At 59.3% G+C, this 15719-nt stretch carries 15 protein-coding genes; 8 read left to right on the forward strand and 7 right to left on the reverse strand.

Annotated elements, in window-relative coordinates:
* Window positions 1-87: 87 nt before the first annotated feature.
* Genes ABVF61_RS29645 through ABVF61_RS29675 form a run of 7 tightly spaced genes read left to right on the forward strand, consistent with a single transcriptional unit; the run spans window position 88 to window position 6202 of the window.
* The gene (locus tag ABVF61_RS29645) at window positions 88-498 is read left to right on the forward strand and encodes a TIGR04076 family protein (protein ID WP_353997207.1); all 411 of its coding nucleotides are present in this window, start codon (window positions 88-90) and stop codon (window positions 496-498) included.
* Window positions 495-1577, forward strand: coding sequence for an aldo/keto reductase (locus ABVF61_RS29650; RefSeq protein ID WP_353997208.1), 1083 nt, complete (start codon window positions 495-497; stop codon window positions 1575-1577). The genes ABVF61_RS29645 and ABVF61_RS29650 overlap by 4 nt, the downstream gene beginning before the upstream one ends.
* Entirely contained in the window at window positions 1570-2343 is a 774-nt protein-coding gene (locus ABVF61_RS29655; protein WP_353997209.1) for an ABC transporter ATP-binding protein, read from the forward strand. The genes ABVF61_RS29650 and ABVF61_RS29655 overlap by 8 nt, the downstream gene beginning before the upstream one ends.
* Window positions 2336-3064: an ABC transporter ATP-binding protein gene (locus tag ABVF61_RS29660; protein ID WP_353997210.1), complete on the forward strand. Its 729-nt coding sequence runs from the start codon at window positions 2336-2338 to the stop codon at window positions 3062-3064. The genes ABVF61_RS29655 and ABVF61_RS29660 overlap by 8 nt, the downstream gene beginning before the upstream one ends.
* On the forward strand, window positions 3061-3975 hold the full coding sequence (locus ABVF61_RS29665) for a branched-chain amino acid ABC transporter permease (RefSeq protein WP_353997211.1): 915 nt from the start codon (window positions 3061-3063) through the stop codon (window positions 3973-3975). The genes ABVF61_RS29660 and ABVF61_RS29665 overlap by 4 nt, the downstream gene beginning before the upstream one ends.
* A complete protein-coding gene (locus tag ABVF61_RS29670; RefSeq protein ID WP_353997212.1) occupies window positions 3972-4949 on the forward strand; it encodes a branched-chain amino acid ABC transporter permease in 978 nt (325 codons plus the stop codon). The genes ABVF61_RS29665 and ABVF61_RS29670 overlap by 4 nt, the downstream gene beginning before the upstream one ends.
* On the forward strand, window positions 4946-6202 hold the full coding sequence (locus ABVF61_RS29675) for an ABC transporter substrate-binding protein (RefSeq protein ID WP_353997213.1): 1257 nt from the start codon (window positions 4946-4948) through the stop codon (window positions 6200-6202). Before ABVF61_RS29670 ends, ABVF61_RS29675 begins: the two co-directional genes overlap by 4 nt.
* A 186-nt stretch (window positions 6203-6388) precedes the next feature.
* Here the strand turns inward: ABVF61_RS29675 and ABVF61_RS29680 are convergent, their stop codons facing one another.
* Genes ABVF61_RS29680 through ABVF61_RS29710 form a run of 7 tightly spaced genes read right to left on the reverse strand, consistent with a single transcriptional unit; the run spans window position 6389 to window position 15143 of the window.
* On the reverse strand, window positions 6389-7129 hold the full coding sequence (locus ABVF61_RS29680) for an amino acid ABC transporter ATP-binding protein (RefSeq protein ID WP_353997214.1): 741 nt from the start codon (window positions 7127-7129) through the stop codon (window positions 6389-6391).
* Window position 7130: 1 nt separating this feature from the next.
* Window positions 7131-7481 carry a RidA family protein gene (locus ABVF61_RS29685; protein ID WP_353997215.1) on the reverse strand — a complete coding sequence of 117 codons (351 nt, stop codon included), beginning with the start codon at window positions 7479-7481 and terminating at the stop codon, window positions 7131-7133.
* Window positions 7478-9385 (reverse strand): propionyl-CoA synthetase, encoded by a 1908-nt coding sequence (locus ABVF61_RS29690; RefSeq protein ID WP_353997216.1) that lies wholly within the window; start codon window positions 9383-9385, stop codon window positions 7478-7480. Before ABVF61_RS29690 ends, ABVF61_RS29685 begins: the two co-directional genes overlap by 4 nt.
* Before the next feature lie 4 nt (window positions 9386-9389).
* Complete coding sequence (locus tag ABVF61_RS29695; RefSeq protein WP_353997217.1) at window positions 9390-10130, reverse strand: SDR family NAD(P)-dependent oxidoreductase; 741 nt, start codon at window positions 10128-10130, stop codon at window positions 9390-9392.
* Window positions 10127-11782 carry a hydantoinase B/oxoprolinase family protein gene (locus tag ABVF61_RS29700; protein ID WP_353997218.1) on the reverse strand — a complete coding sequence of 552 codons (1656 nt, stop codon included), beginning with the start codon at window positions 11780-11782 and terminating at the stop codon, window positions 10127-10129. The genes ABVF61_RS29695 and ABVF61_RS29700 overlap by 4 nt, the downstream gene beginning before the upstream one ends.
* Window positions 11779-13863, reverse strand: coding sequence for a hydantoinase/oxoprolinase family protein (locus ABVF61_RS29705; protein WP_353997219.1), 2085 nt, complete (start codon window positions 13861-13863; stop codon window positions 11779-11781). Before ABVF61_RS29705 ends, ABVF61_RS29700 begins: the two co-directional genes overlap by 4 nt.
* Before the next feature lie 5 nt (window positions 13864-13868).
* Complete coding sequence (locus ABVF61_RS29710; protein ID WP_353997220.1) at window positions 13869-15143, reverse strand: NAD(P)/FAD-dependent oxidoreductase; 1275 nt, start codon at window positions 15141-15143, stop codon at window positions 13869-13871.
* Between the two features lie 120 nt (window positions 15144-15263).
* Here ABVF61_RS29710 and ABVF61_RS29715 point away from each other — a divergent pair, with 120 nt between their 5' ends.
* Window positions 15264-15665, forward strand: a complete 402-nt coding sequence (locus ABVF61_RS29715; RefSeq protein WP_353997221.1) for a rhodanese-like domain-containing protein — start codon at window positions 15264-15266, stop codon at window positions 15663-15665.
* Window positions 15666-15719 lie beyond the last annotated feature (54 nt).

The following is a 15719-nucleotide window of genomic DNA, read 5'->3' on the forward strand; positions in this document are numbered from 1 at the left end:
GTTTCTTTCTTGACAACTCCATTTTGAGACATGGTATAAAATATCACAGATCACATGCAAGGCGCTGAGACAAAAAAGTGGGGAGCGGTGGCTGACGAAAACAAAGGTGACCTCGAAGAAACATCCTCTGAAAAAGAGGACGGGTTCTGGCTCTATGACCTGAAAGTGGAGACAGTTCTCGACGGGCGAACACCTGTGTGCCGGCACATTGAAGGCGAAAGTTTCGCCGTGGAGGGCGAAGCACTTGTATTCGCCGAAGGGCAGCGTGTTTCCATGTATGCGCTCGCGGCGGTCCTGCCGCTTCTGCCGGCCAAACAACGGGACACGCACCCGAATGACTGGATGTCGACCGATGCGGAAGTTGCCTGTGCCGACCCGCATTGCGGCGGGCGATTCCGGATAACACGCACGCAAAAGCGCTGGTTCACCCATGCTGAAACGAGTGGCCTGCCCGAAGCGCGCGGCACGCCATACTGGCAAAAGGATGAGGCGGAATGAGTGTGGAAACAACACCGCTTCGTCCGGATTACCGGATCCCGCGCGTCATCAAGGGTGGTTGGCAGCTCGCAGGCGATCACGGACCGGTAGACCCCACAACAGCGATCGCGGATATGGAAGCCTTTCTCGACGCAGGTATCACCGCGTTCGATTGCGCTGACATCTATACCGGCGTTGAGGAAATGATCGGCGCCTTCATCGGCGATCTGAGGCGTCGCCGCGGGTGTGAAGCAGCGGACCGGGTACAGGTTCATACAAAACTGGTTCCCGACCTCGAACGTCTTGCAGACCTGCGTGCGGACGAAATTGAGGCGATCATCGACAGGTCTCTCAAAAGGCTTCGCATCGAACGCCTGCATCTGGTCCAGTTTTACTGGTGGGACAGCACGATCGGTGCGCCCGTCCGCGCGATGGAGGTTCTAAAGAGCTGCCAGAAGAAAGGCAAGATCGCGCATCTGGGCGTCACCAACTGGGATATCCCGGAAACAAAACCGTTCCTTGATGCCGGCATCGATCTTGTTTCGACCCAGGTGCAATATTCCCTGCTTGACCGGCGACCGGCAAAATCGCTGGTGCCCTGGTGCGGGGACCACGACATCAAACTGCTGTGCTACGGTACACTGGCCGGAGGGTTCCTGACAGAAAACTGGCTTGGCAAGTCGGATCCCGGCTTTGCCTTTGAGAACAGGTCATTGGTCAAGTACCGTTTGATCATCGATGAATTCGGTTCCTGGTCCGCGTTTCAGGGCCTTCTGAACCTGTTGAAGGACATCGGCGACCGCTACGGAGTGACGTTGAGCTCGGTCGCGACGCGATGGGTGCTCCAGCAGCCGCAGGTGGCCGCGGCCATTGTCGGCGCCCGATACGCCAGACACTTGCCGAAGACGCTCGAGGTTTTCCGCTTTCAGTTGGACGAAACCGACCTAGCGCGTATTTCGAGGCTGCTGGACGCCGCGCCTGGTCCGCAAGGACCGGTCTTTGCTCTGGAGCGCGACCGGACCGGACGGCACGGCAGGATCATGAAGTACAATCTGAATGCCCGTCCGGACGATGCGGTTCTGGGTGCGTCCAATGGATGACGCGATCCTCACCCTCAGCGGCGTGAGCCGGACGTTTGGCGATTTCACCGCCGTCGACAACGTCTCGGTGCAAATACGCGAAGGATCGATCACCGGCCTGATCGGCCCCAATGGTGCGGGCAAGTCGACGCTGTTCAATGTCGTTGCAGGCGAGTTGTCCCCGACGCGGGGGACGGTTTCTCTTTTCGGAACCGATATATCCAGACTGCCACCGGACCGTCGATTTGCCATCGGCCTCGGTCGCACCTTTCAGATCCCCCGGCCCTTTGCGCGCATGAGTGTTCTGGAAAATGTCATGCTGGCCCCTTTGGAGCAGACCGGCGAGACGCTGCTGGGTGCCGTATTCGGCAAGAAGACAATTCGCGAACAAGAGGAAACAATTCGGAAACGGGCCCTGGAGGTTCTGGATTTTCTGACACTTCGCCCGGTTGCCGATCAGCCGGCAGGCAAAATCTCCGGCGGCCAGATGAAGCTTCTGGAACTTGCACGGGTCCTCATGGGCGATCCGAGACTGATCCTTCTGGACGAGCCGGCGGCAGGCGTGAACCCTGCGCTCACCGAAGTGCTTATCGAAAAGATCGAAGAACTGAACCGGAGCGGCAAGACGTTTCTCATCATCGAACACGATATGGATTTCGTGATGCGCCATTGTGATCCGGTGATTGCGATGGCCGAGGGTAAGGTCGTGTTTCAGGGCACATCAGCCGAAGCACAGTCCAATCCGATCCTTCTGGATGCTTATCTGGGAGCGCCGATGGATGCCTGAGGCCGTGCTTGAGATAGACGCTCTGACCGCAGGCTATGTGCCGGATCTTCCGATCCTGCGAAAGGTGTCACTGTCTGCTGGAACCGGGCAACTGACGGCCATTATCGGTCCGAACGGTGCGGGGAAATCAACACTCATCAAGTCGGTTGCGGGTCTGTTATCCGTCTCGAAGGGGCATGTCAGGCTATCGGGGAAAGACATCACCGGCATGTCACCGGACCGGATGTCCGACAACGGCATGGCATATGTGCCTCAGACCGACAATGTCTTCCGAACATTGACGATACAGCAAAATCTGGATCTCGCGCTCAAGGCCCACGGCAAGCGCGAAAAACGCCTGGCGTCACTTTTCGAGAGGTTTCCCGTGCTTGCGGACAAGCGGCGCGACAAGGCCGGCGCGCTCTCAGGCGGTCAGCGTCAGTTCCTGGCTATTGCCCTGGCGCTCGCGGTTGAACCGCGCCTGATCCTGATGGATGAGCCGTCTGCGGGCCTTTCTCCAAAGGCAGCCGAAGAGGTTCTTGATCACGTCAAGCATCTCACCCATCAGGGCGTTTCGGTGGTGCTGGTGGAGCAGAACGTCAAACAGGCGCTCAAGCGTGCTGACCATTGCTACGTGCTCGCCGAAGGCCGGAACCAGATCGACGGGCCGGCGCAAGCGTTGCTGCAGGACCCGGCGCTGGGTCGGATCTATCTCGGCGGAGAACGGAAGGGGGCGGCATGATCCAGCATCTTGTCGACGGCATTCTGGTCGGGTCCTTTCTGTCACTCGGTGCCATCGGCCTGACAATGGTGATGCACATCCTGCGCTTCGCGAATTTCTCCCACGCAGAACTCTTGTCGATCGGGGCATATTGCGCGCTTGTATTCGACAAGCTTTTCGAAAGCCTGCTTCCGGTCTTGTCGGCAAAGATCGGGCCCTTGTCCATGACGGGCGCGCTCGCCCTGTCGATCCTCATTTCCATGGTGGTGACTGGCCTCTCCGCCGTTCTGATCGACAAGCTGGTTTTTCGCCGGGTGCGGCAGAAAGGGGGCGAACTGTCGATGGTGTTCGCATCCTTTGGAATGTCACTGGTTATCCGAAATGTCATCGGTTTGATTTTCGGGTTGTCGAGCGAGCTCTATTCGCGCGACATCGCGTTCGCCATGGTGTTGTCGCGTGATCCGCTGCTGCTGGTGAAGCCGGATCAGGTCTTCGTGCTGATCGCCGCACTGCTGATCATGTTCGTTCTCTACCTGGTCTTTTCACGAACGACCTTTGGTTTCGCCCTGCGGGCAATCGCGGAAAACCCGAGCCTGGCACAAGTCCATGGCGTCAATCTGAAACAGATGATCGTGGCCGTCTGGATCATCGGCGGTGCGCTGGGCGCTCTCGCCGGCGTGTTTTACGGGCTGAGTTATCAGATCACGCCCGTGATGGGACGAGACCTCGTCTTGCCGATCTTCGCCGCCACGATTGTCGGCGGTATCGGCAGCGTCTATGGCGCGGTTCTGGGCGGGTTCATCGTCGGCATCGCGTCCAACATCGCACTCGTCGTGTTGCCGTCCGGATATTCGCCGTCTGTGCCGTTCCTGATGATCCTTCTTGTCCTCCTCATCCGTCCCAACGGTCTTTTCGGGGAGGCGCGCGCATGATCGGCGTTGTCTCTTATCTCGTCTTCTTCACAACGGTTGCCGCGATCCTCGGGATCGCAGTTCTCGGCTTGAACCTGCAATGGGGAAACACGGGCCTTTTCAACGGCGGTGTAGTGGCTTCGTTCGGCGCAGGTGCCTATGGCACGCTGATCCTGGGCGGGGCACCGCAGGACGGTCAGCTCGGCGGCTTCAGCCTGTTCTATCCACTTGCCCTGGCAGGTGGGATGCTTGCGGCGGGAATTCTTGCCTGGATTGTCGGCAAGCTCACACTGAGGCTGCGGCACGATTATCTGGCGATCGCGACATTCGGGGTGGCGGTGGCGTTTGAGAATGTCATGCGGAACGCGACCGGTCTGACGGGCGGCGCGCAGGGGATCCGCGGCTTCGAACGGCCTTTCAGGGATATGCTGGGCGACGGCTTCACCTACAACGCCGCTTTTCTTGTTGTCGTGCTGCTGATCCTTGGTGCTGTCTATGTTTTTCTTGAAAGGCTGACGGTGTCACCGTTCGGTCGATTGCTGCGTGCGATCCGTGAAGACGAAACCGCTGCCAGGTCGCTCGGCAAGGCACCAGACCGGATCCGGTTGATCTCCTTTGTCACGGGCTCCGTTATCATCGGGCTTGCCGGTGGCCTTTATGGAACGTTCTACGCTTTCGTCAGCCCGCAGGACGTTCTTCCCATTCTCACCTTCCAGATCTGGGCCATGCTGATCGTCGGCGGCGCCGGCAACACGCGCGGCGCCCTGGCAGGCGCATTCCTGATCTGGGGCGCCTGGACATTTTCCGGGTGGGCATTGTCACGCTTCGCGCCCATCGAAGCCCAGCTTTACACGGGGTCGATCCAGTTCGTGCTGATCGGCCTTGTGATCGTCGGCATGCTGCTTTGGAGGCCGCAGGGCCTCTTTCCGGAGCGGCTGATCGTTTCTCAACCCGGTCAGAACCGGGAAAAAACACAAGCAGAGGGGTTCACATGAGAACGTTACTGACTGTTGCCGCCTTCGCGGCTGGAGTATCTGCGCTCGGGACGGAAGTTCAGGCGCAGGATTGCACGACAAAAATCGGTGCGACGCTGCCGACATCAGTCGACTGGGGACGCCCGATTGCGGAAGTCGCCCAATTTGCCGTTGATCAGGTCAATGAAGCGGGCGGCGCTGCGGGCTGCCAGATAGAGATGGTGCTCCGCGACACCCAGGTCGATCCGAAGGTCGGCGTGGATGCAGCCAAGGCCCTTGTCGATCTGGAAGGGGTCAATGTACTGCTCGGAGCCGTGTCCTCCGGCGTGTCCATGCCGATCCTGACCTCCGTAACGGTTCCGGGCGGTGTCATGCAGATGTCCTGCTGCTCGTCGTCAACGGCTTTCACGAAGCTGTCGGAAGACGGTAAGACGAACGGCCTCTGGTTCCGGACATTTGCCACGACCGCTGTGCAGTCGGCCATGGGCGCGAAAGTAGCTGCCGACAAGGGCTACAAGAAAGTTGCCGTCCTCTACAAGAACGACGACTGGGGGCAGGACATGGCGCGCCTGATCGCGGCCGACTTCGCGGCAGCCGGCATTGAGGTGACGTCTTCCGTCGCCATCAACGACGCACAACCCTCCTATCGGGCCGAGGTGACTGAAGCGATCGGCGGCCAGCCGGATGCACTTTATCTCGCTCTATACCCGAACGAGGGAACATCGGCGGTACGCGAATGGCTGTCGCTCGGCGGAACGCAGAACATGATCCTGGCAAACTCCCTCAAGTCAGATGAATTCAGGGACAATGTCGGGCTGCAGTATCTCGGGAGTGCCTTGGGAACGGACACGGCATCGCCGCGTGTTGCCAGTGCCGACGCTTTCAAGGCCGCCTATGTGGAGAAATTCGGCTCGGAACCGAACGGACCCGGTCTTGCCAACAGCTTCGATGCGGCAATGATTGCGCTGCTTGCAATGGAAGCAGCTGGCAAGGACGCGTCCGGTGCTGATATCGCAGCTGCCGTCGCCAAAGTAACGGACCCGTCCGGCACGCCGATCACTGCGGACACCGCTGGATTCAGCACAGCCAAGGATACGCTCGCAGGCGGCGGCACGGTGAAATACCAGGGTGCCACAGGTGACGTGCGTTTCGACGCAAATGGCGACGTTTCGGCTCCGGCCGTTGTCTGGAAGTTCACCGACAGCGGCACTGAGGAAGTCGAGTATCTGTCGCTGACCGATGTCGACGCCTTTATTGCTTCCTTGAAGAAGTAGCGGTCTATGGCATTGGAATGCCCGGAGCGGCTTGCCCGGGCATTCCAGGTCCCTTGGACCGGTACGAAGCGCTCAGCCTTGAGCCGAGAAATCACTTCAGAAAAAACCCGGCGCTTCGGCCGGGTCCAGGCAGGCTGCCCTGGGAGGGAACCTCTATGTTTTTGGGGAGGAGCAAAGCTCAAGCACTCAGTGTGTAAGCACCTGCTCGAGAAACAGTTTGGTTCTGGGATTGGTCGGATTTTCAAAAAAGGATATCGGATCCGCTTCTTCAACAATCTGGCCGGCGTCCATGAAAATGACCCGGTCGGCAACGCGTTTTGCAAATCCCATTTCGTGCGTGACGCAGATCATCGTCATGCCTTCCTTTGCAAGCGTTTCCATGACGTCCAGAACCTCGCCGATCATTTCCGGGTCGAGGGCTGAGGTCGGCTCGTCAAAGAGAAGGATATCGGGCTTCATGCAAAGTGCGCGTGCAATCGCAACACGCTGCTGCTGACCGCCCGACAATTGACCGGGATATTTGAGCGCCTGATCGGCAATCCGGACCTTTTCCAGATACCCCATCGCGCGCTCTTCCGCTTCGCTCTGGCTTTCCTTGCGCGCCAGCATCGGTGCAAGCGTGCAGTTTTCCAAAATGGTCATGTGCGGGAAGAGGTTGAAGTGTTGAAACACCATACCGACGTCACGCCGGAGCGTTTCGATATTCGGGGCATCTGCGTAGATCTCGTCACCATGGATGAGGATTTCACCGGACTGGTGTTCCTCGAGCTGATTTATCGTTCGGATCATGGTTGACTTGCCGGATCCTGACGGGCCGCAGACGACGATCTTTTCGCCCTTGGTAACGGCAAAGTCGATATCCTTGAGCGCGTGGAAGCTTCCGTAATACTTGTTCACCTTGCGGAGTTCGACAGCGGGCATTTCCATCTCAGGTGTCCTCCTTGACGGCAGCGGTCACAATGATTTCCACTTTCAATACGTCTCTGGCGAGACGCGCTTCGCCGCAGGCGCGTGCCGGGGCGTGTCCTTCCGGGACCCAGGCATCCCAAACGGCGTTCATTTCGGCAAAGTCGGCCATGTCCGCCAACCAGACGATTGCCTGCAGGATGTGCTCCCGGTCGGAACCCGCTTCGGTAAGAAGGGCGTCAACACGTGCGAGGCAGTCGCGGGTCTGTTCGGCGACGCTGTCGCCTGCACCGACCTGGCCGCAGAGATAGGCGACACCATTGTGTTTGACGATCTTGCTCATGCGCTGACCAGTGTGAATCCGTTCGATCATCCCTGCACCTTCCTGTAGCCGTGGTCGGCAAGTACGTCTGAAATTTCGTCGAGGATCGCCGGGTCGTCGATTGCCGCCGGCATCTTGAAGTCCTGATTGTCGGCGAGTTTTTGCATCGTGCCGCGCAGGACCTTGCCGGATCGGGTCTTGGGAAGCCGCTTGACTTCCATGGCCGTCTTGAAGGCCGCGACGGCGCCGATTTTTTCCCGCACCAGTGCCACGAGCTCATTTTCAAGCTCGGCCTCGTCCCGGCCTGCGCCATCGTTTTGAACGAAGAAACCGATTGGCATCTGTCCTTTCAGGGCGTCGGCGGCACCGATGACCGCGCACTCGGCGATGTCCTTGTGTGCGGCGATCACTTCTTCCATAGCGCCGGTTGAAAGACGATGCCCGGCCACATTGATGATGTCGTCCGTGCGCGCCATGATGAAGACATATCCGTCCTCGTCGATGATGCCGGCGTCGGACGTCGTGTAATAACCGGGAAAGTCCTTCAGATACGCGCTGAAAAAGCGCTCTTCGGCGTTCCAGAGCGTGGGCGTTCCGGACGGCGGCAAGGGCAGCTTGCAGACGATGTTGCCAAGTGTCCCGGGCGGGACCGGATTGCCGGCGTCATCCAGGACGTCGATCTTGTAACCCGGCATCGGGACGCCGGGGGATCCCGGTTTGACAGGCAGCACGCCGAGCCCCACCGGGTTGCCGGACATCGGCCAGCCGGTTTCGGTCTGCCACCAATGGTCGATCACGGGCCGTTTCAGTTTCTGCTGCGCCCACTCGATGGTCGCCGGATCGGATCGTTCGCCCGCCAGAAAAAGGGTCCGGAAGTGGCTGAGATCGTAATTGTCGATCAGCTTGCCCGACGGATCTTCCTTGCGAATGGCACGAAACGCGGTTGGCGCGGTGAAGAGCGCAACGACCTTGTGTTCGGCGATGACTCGCCAGAACGCGCCTGCATCCGGTGTTCCAACCGGCTTGCCCTCATAAACAATTGTCGCGCAGCCGTGCAGAAGGGGTGCGTAGCAGATGTAGGAATGGCCAACGACCCAGCCGACATCGGACGCTGCCCAGAAGACGTCACCCGGTTTGACACCGTAATGGTGCTCCATCGACCATTTCATTGCCACCATGTGGCCGCCGGTGTCGCGTACGACACCCTTCGGCTGCCCGGTCGTTCCGGACGTGTAGAGAATATAGGCCGGATCGGTGGCCTTGACCGGAACGCAGTCCGGAATGGTTCCGCGTGCCGCGCCGACGGTCTCTGTGTAGTCCAGGTCGCGGCCGGAAATCATGTCCGCTGCAAGCGCGTCCCGTTGGAGAACGATGCACTTTTCAGGCTTGTCCTCCGACATCGCGATGGCTTCATCGAGAAGCGGCTTGTAGGCAACGACACGATTGGGCTCGATGCCGCAGGACGCCGAAATGATGATCTTCGGCTTGGCGTCTTCTATCCGGGTCGCAAGTTCTGCTGCGGCAAATCCCCCGAAAACAACAGAATGGATGGCCCCGAGGCGGGCGCATGCAAGCATTGCGAATATGGCTTCCGGAACCATCGGCATATAGATGATCACGCGGTCGCCCTTTTCGACACCGTTGGCAAGAAGGACCTGGGCGAGCGCGCCGACCTCTGTTTGCAGTTCGGCGTAGGTGAAGCTTTGCTTGGACCCGGTAACCGGACTGTCGTGCACGAGCGCGAGACGCTCCCCATGACCAGCGGCGACGTGGCGATCCACCGCGTTCCAGCATGTGTTGCAGACACCATCCGGAAACCAGCGACCGTAGGCTCCGGCATCAGGGTCGAACGCGATGTCCGGAGCCTTCATCCAGTCGATATCCTTCGCGGCGTTCATCCAGAACGCTTCGGGATCGTCCAGCCAGGCCTGATAGGTTTCCGTGTAGCCGCTCATGAGTTCATACCGTGTAGTTCAGACCAAGTCGGCCGCCGTCGACATAAATCGTCTCGCCAGTGATGTAGCTGGCCTTTTCCGATGCCAGGAAAGCCACCGTGTTGCCGATTTCGCGGGCGGTTCCGACCCGGCCCATCGGGGTCCGCGACATGACTTTTGCAAGGGCTTCCGGATTTGCGTTCACACCGGCCATCATTTCCGTGTCGATGGAGCCGGGGCCGACAGCATTTACCCGAATGCCGTGAGGCGCCAGCGACAGGGCCGCGGCCTTTGTCAGCTGCATGACACCGCCCTTTGACGCGCAATAGGCGGGGATTGCGGGAATGGCGACCTGTGCGTTGATCGAGGACATGTTCACGATCGCACCCTTGATGCCGCGGTCGACCATCGTGTTTGCGGCCCGCTGGGTCGCGTGGAAGACACCGATCAGATTGACGTCGAGCACCCTTTTGAAATCGTCGAGCGAATATTTGAGAAAGTCGCCCGGCATCGCAATGCCGGCATTGTTGACGAGAGCTGCGACCGGTCCCGCCTCGGCCTCGACCCGGTCGAACATGTCGCTAATCTGCTCGACATTGCCCATGTCGCAAACATAGCCCGTGCCGCCAAGACGCGCGGCAGCCTGATGAACGCTATCCTGAATGTCGGACAGGACAACTTTGAAACCGTCTTCGGCCAGTGCTTCGGCGCAGGCATATCCGATGCCCTGAGCAGCGCCCGTAACGAGTGCGATTTTCTCGCTCATTTTTCTTCTCCAGAATATCCATAGTCTTTTGCGGCCTGATCAGCTGTGATCATTCCAGCTTCAATATCAGCAATTAGCCGCGACCGGTCCCGTTGTTTCGGGTCGCCATATCCGCCGCCGCCGGGCAGGCTCAGCTTCAGACGCTGTCCGTTTCGCACACGTTGCCGGCCTTTGGACTTGAGGCGCGTTCCGTCAGTCAGTTCAACGCGGCCTGCGGCCCCCGGATGGCCGCCTTCGCGTCCCCGCGCTGGATTTTCGACCCGGTCAAACATTGCATTGAACCAGAAGTCGTAGCCGTCACGCGCTTCGATCTCGATGACCTGGCCAAGCCCGCCGCGCAGGGCGCCCGCGCCACCGGATCCCTCGCGCAGATCCTTGCGCCAGACGGTAATTGGCCCGACATGTTCGGTTGCCTCGACGCTCATGGTTGAAACGCCAGAGGGAAAAGCTGTCGCCGAAAGCCCGTCAACAGAAGGGCGTGCGCCCGTTCCACCGGAGTTGAACATCAGAATTTCCGCGTTTTCCAGACCGGTCTCCGGATTGCTGGGGCGGGCGGAAATCTGAATGTTCCAGAGCGCCGATGCGCCTTCGGAGGGAACGGTTCCAGGCATGGCCTTGTGCAGCGCGCCGAGTACGACATCGGGCACCAGATGCCCGAGAACGTGACGCACCGAGACAGGCGCCGGCCGCTTCGCGGCAAGGATGCAGCCTTCGGGCGCGGAAATTTCAAAGGGATCCAGCGACCCGGTGTTGTTCGGCACACTGGCCGCAATCGCGCATTTCAGGCCGTAGCAGGCATAGGCTCTGGTATAGACTTCCGGCACATTCACGCCGAAGGCGCTCATGCCGCTCGTCCCGCTGAAATCCGCCGACAAGCGGTCACCGTCGACCTTCAGCGTCACCACGATCTCCACCGGACGATCATAGCCATCGACCGTCATGTCATGCCGGTAAGTGCCGTCGGGCACCTTGGCGATTGCCTCGCGGGTCGCCTTTCGGCTGGCGTCCATGATGAAGTCGGCAAGGCCGTCCAGATCGTCGATCCGGAATTCGTCGAGCATTGCCTGCAGACGGCGATTGCCCGCTTCGTTGCAGGCAGCGAGTGAGTACATGTCGCCGACGGTCTGATCCGGCGTTCTGACATTTGCGCGAATGACAGAGACCAGAAGTTCGTTGACCTCGCCGCGCTCGGCAAACTTGCAGATCGGGATCAACAGGCCTTCTTCAAAGACTTCACCGGCATCCGGTCCGAAACCGCGCCCGCCTATGTCGACGACATGCGCCGTACAGGCAAAAAATCCGATATGCAGGCCGAGGCGGAACACCGGTGTGACGACGGTGATGTCATGCAGGTGCCCTGTCCCGAGCCACGGATCATTCGTGATGAAGACGTCGCCGTCATAAATATTCTGCAAGCCGATTTCACGCGCGAAATGCGTTACGCTTTCAGCCATGGCGTTGACGTGGCCCGGCGTGCCGGTCACGGCCTGTGCCATCATCCGGCCGCTGCGGTCGAAAAGGCCCGCAGAGAGGTCTCCCGCTTCGCGGACCGAGGTTGAAAACGCGGTACGGATCAGGGTCGTTGCCTGCTCCTCGACAACAGCGACGAGGCGGTTCCACATGATCTGGTAATCAATGGCGGTCGGCGTCATTTGGCATCCTTCCGGACCAGCAACAGGCAGCCGTCGGATTGACCAACAGCGCGATAAGCGGATGTGACGATGGTGGTGGTTTCCGCCTCGATGATTACGGCCGGGCCCGCGATGACACTGTCTGGTGTCATGGCTGAGCGTTCGACTTCCTGCGCCTCGACAATGCTGCGCAGTGCAGCGTCAAATATCGGGCGCGTTCTTAGGACGGCGGCATCTTCCGAACCTGCCTGCGGCTTTGTTGTCTCCGGTTGCGGTCTTTCGGAAGCCACGATGAGAGACCAGTTTGTGATTTCAGGTGCGAGCCCGTCGATCGTCCTGCCGAACAGCATCCTGTAGGCACTTTCGAATGCGGCCAGAATAGCGTCCGTATCCCCGGAGGTGAAAATCTTGTGCGGCAGCGGAACGGGGATTTCCCAGCCCTGTCCGGCATACCGCATGAACGCAGTGAGGCGGGTCGTTGTGCGGCCGTCTCCGATACCGGCACGAACAAAGGCTCGCGCTTCCGCTTCCATGGCTTCGAGTGCTGCGTTGACGGCGTCGGCGTCAAACGACGCGAGTGTCTGAAATAGACCTCTTGTCGCTTCATAGCTGAACGGTGCGCGCAGGAAGCCGATCGCAGAGCCGACACCGGCACCCGGAGGGATCAGCAGCGCTTTGATGCCGAGCTTTTCGCAGAGCCTGCACGCATGCAATGGCGCGCCACCGCCAAAGCCGATCATCGTGAAGTGCTCGATATCCCGGCCGTTTTCAACCGTGTGAACACGGGCCGCATTGGCCATGTTCTCGTCGACCATTTCGGTGACGCCAAAGGCAGCATCGCTGACCGGGATCGATTGCGCTTCGGCAATCCGCTCTGAGAGCGCCTGCTGCGCGAGATCAACTGACAAGGGAATTTCGCCGCCTGCGAAATTGTCCGGATCGAGCCGCCCGAGCACCAGGTTGCTGTCTGTGACGGTCGGTTCCACGCCGCCGCGCTGATAACAGGCAGGCCCCGGTTCGGACGCGGCAGATCGTGGGCCCACCTGGATACGTCCCATGGTATCGATAGACGCGATGGAGCCGCCGCCCGCGCCGATCTCGACCATCTCCACGACTGGCGTGGACACGGTCATGCCGGACCCTTTTTTGAAGCGGTAGGTCCTTGCGACTTCGAATGTGTTTGCCGTTTTTGGAGCGCCGTCCTCGATCAGGCAGATTTTCGCGGTGGTTCCGCCCATGTCAAACGACATCACCTTGTCGATCTGGTGGGATCTGGCAAACTCCGCGGCAAAAATTGCGCCTCCCGCAGGCCCGGATTCCAAAAGCCGGACCGGTTGCTCGGACGCTGTTTCCACCGAGATGAGACCGCCACCGGAATGGAGCATGAACACCGGTGCGGAAACGTCCGCGTTTCGGAGTTTCGCCACAAGCCGGTTGAGATAGGCAGAGACCTGCGGCTGAACATATGCGTTGGCGATCACCGTGTTGAAGCGTGGCAGCTCGCGCATCTGCGGAGAGATCACGGAAGAAAGTGAAATCGACAGGTCAGGTGCCAGTTTTTTGAGCGCGTCCGCCATCATGCGCTCATGCGCATCGTTGGCATAAGCGTGCATCAGTCCGATTGCAACGGCCTCATAACCGGCTTCAACGATGCGTTCCGCCAGTCGCCGTGCTTCGCCGGCATCAAGATCGAGAAGGACCTGGCCTTGCGGGCCGACGCGCTCGTTGAGTGTGAAACGGTCCTTGCGCGGAACAAGCGGCTTCGGCAGTTCGAGGTTGAGGTCATACTGCTCGAAGCGGTTCTCGGACCGCATCTCGATGACATCCCGAAAGCCTTCGGTGGTGACAAACGCTGTCCGCGCGCCACGCCGTTCGATCAGCGCGTTGGTGACCAGCGTTGTGCCATGGATGACCTGATCAATTGTGTGAAGTGCAATGCCTGCCTTTTGTGCGGCTGTTTCAATCCCTTTCAGGATCGCACGTTCGGGTTCGGTGTAGTCCGTGAGCACCTTGCACGTGGCCATGCCACCCGGGTGATCCAGTGCCACATCCGTAAACGTGCCGCCGATATCCACGCCAACACGAATGTCCGACATATTCATTCTGCTTAAAAACCCTTGATGAACTGGTTGGCAGTGAAGGCAAGATTGTAGAAGCGCGACATCAGCGGCGCGGACGCAACGGCAGTTACATCTGTGATCGGCAAGGGGAGTTCTTTGGGATCCATGCCTGTCAGAAGACCCGCCATGCCCTGTCCGAAAATCGTCCCGGTGGTTATGCCGCGGCCATTGTAGCCGATGGGGGTGTAGAGCCCCTCGTCCAACGTGTGAATGCGCGGAAGATGGTCGGGCGTCATGGCAATCTGGCCGTGCCAGGCTTCTTCAAACCGGACCCTGCCGAGGTCGGGAAACATCTTCGATATCCGCTTTTGCGCCCAACGCTGGGAAAGTCCGCTGGACTTCGTGCCGATGACCTTGCCCATCGATCCGATGATCAGGCGGTCGTTGTTGTCCTTGCGGAGTGAGAACATGACCGGTGCCGTATCCCAGAGCCCCTGTCTTTCCGGCAGGATGTGAGCAGCTTTTTCTCCCAGTGGCTCGGTAGCCAACTGGAAATAGTGGATCATTGTGTAGGTCTTGTTGAGCCCGGGCCATAGCGCATCGGTGTAGGCATTGGTCCCCAGAACCACGGCTTTCGACTGAAGATGACCCTTGTCGGTTTCAACGGCCCAGCCATCGGTCTGTTTCAGGAGATTGGTGACCTTCACGCCCGTACAGATCTTGGCCCCGGCCGCTGTCGCGGCGCGGGCAAGACCGCGGCAATATCCCATCGGATTGACAGTCCCGGCGCGGCGATCAATCAGGCCGCCGTGGAACATATCTGTGCCGATTTTGTCTGCGATTTCCTCTCGCCCCAGCAGGTCGACCGGCTCGCCCATGGAGTTCCACTCTTTCCACCGTGCCTCCAGGTCGCGAAATCCGGAAGGGGCGTGTGCGGCGTGGATCGTCCCCTGGCGGGTTGCCTCGCATCTGATCTGGTGCTTTTCGATCAGATCGAAAACCATCTCGGGCCCCTGCCCGAACCGCTGCAGGAAGCGCGGGCCATATGTGGTTCCCAGTTTTTCGCGGACCTGTGTCGGTGGCAGCCAGATCCCCGCATTTACCAAACCGACATTTCGACCGGAACCGCCGAACCCGATATGATTGGCCTCGATGACACAGGTGGAAAGTCCGGCTTCGGAGCAATGCAGCGCCGTGGAGAGGCCGGTGAAGCCACCGCCGACAATGGCAACGTCAAAGGTTTCACCTTCCGGCAACCGCCCTTCGAAGTCGCGTTCTTCGGCTGAAGCATCCCAAAGGGAAATCGGCATTGTTCGGGTCACCGCAACAGCCTCCTGTCTACCGTTGTTACACAAACGTGCCCATATTGGATTAGTTGCAAACATCAGGGGTGTGTGTCAACATAAGAAATAATCGTTTTATATATCGAAACAGAGAGCGATATGAAAAAACTCAAGAAGAACTCAGCGAGCATGGTCGCCGAAGCACGGGCACGCATTGAGGAAATCGAGATCCAGGACCTGATCCAGCTTCTGGACAACGACAACGTCGTTGTTGTCGATATCCGCGATGTGCGCGAGCGGCAGAGGTCCGGCTTTATACCCGGGAGCGTCCATGCGCCAAGAGGTATGGTTGAATTCTGGGTCGACCCGGAAAGCCCTTATTTCAAGGAGATTTTCGGCGAAGATAAGAAGTTCATCTTTCACTGCGCGTCCGGCTGGCGCTCGGCGCTGACGGTCGCGACGCTTCAGGACATGGGCTTTGAGGCCGCGCATTTGAGAGAAGGTTTTTCCAAATGGGCAGAAAAGGGCGGTCCGGTGGAGATGCCGGAACCCAAGTCATAAACAGGAAAGAGCTGTGAGCGGCGAGGCGCGTCTTGCCTGGCGAAAACGCGTCTC

This window comes from Roseibium sp. HPY-6 (genome assembly GCF_040530035.1).
GTDB lineage: Bacteria > Pseudomonadota > Alphaproteobacteria > Rhizobiales > Stappiaceae > Roseibium.

Coding starts and splice junctions, on each gene's coding strand:
- ABVF61_RS29665 (WP_353997211.1), top strand. CDS start 3,061: ATGATCCAGCATCTTGTCGACGGCATTCTGGTCGGGTCCTTTCTGTCA.
- ABVF61_RS29655 (WP_353997209.1), top strand. CDS start 1,570: ATGGATGACGCGATCCTCACCCTCAGCGGCGTGAGCCGGACGTTTGGC.
- ABVF61_RS29675 (WP_353997213.1), top strand. CDS start 4,946: ATGAGAACGTTACTGACTGTTGCCGCCTTCGCGGCTGGAGTATCTGCG.
- ABVF61_RS29705 (WP_353997219.1), bottom strand. CDS start 13,863: ATGAATATGTCGGACATTCGTGTTGGCGTGGATATCGGCGGCACGTTT.
- ABVF61_RS29650 (WP_353997208.1), top strand. CDS start 495: ATGAGTGTGGAAACAACACCGCTTCGTCCGGATTACCGGATCCCGCGC.
- ABVF61_RS29700 (WP_353997218.1), bottom strand. CDS start 11,782: ATGACGCCGACCGCCATTGATTACCAGATCATGTGGAACCGCCTCGTC.
- ABVF61_RS29680 (WP_353997214.1), bottom strand. CDS start 7,129: ATGGAAATGCCCGCTGTCGAACTCCGCAAGGTGAACAAGTATTACGGA.
- ABVF61_RS29690 (WP_353997216.1), bottom strand. CDS start 9,385: ATGAGCGGCTACACGGAAACCTATCAGGCCTGGCTGGACGATCCCGAA.
- ABVF61_RS29660 (WP_353997210.1), top strand. CDS start 2,336: ATGCCTGAGGCCGTGCTTGAGATAGACGCTCTGACCGCAGGCTATGTG.
- ABVF61_RS29695 (WP_353997217.1), bottom strand. CDS start 10,130: ATGAGCGAGAAAATCGCACTCGTTACGGGCGCTGCTCAGGGCATCGGA.
- ABVF61_RS29670 (WP_353997212.1), top strand. CDS start 3,972: ATGATCGGCGTTGTCTCTTATCTCGTCTTCTTCACAACGGTTGCCGCG.
- ABVF61_RS29685 (WP_353997215.1), bottom strand. CDS start 7,481: ATGATCGAACGGATTCACACTGGTCAGCGCATGAGCAAGATCGTCAAA.
- ABVF61_RS29715 (WP_353997221.1), top strand. CDS start 15,264: ATGAAAAAACTCAAGAAGAACTCAGCGAGCATGGTCGCCGAAGCACGG.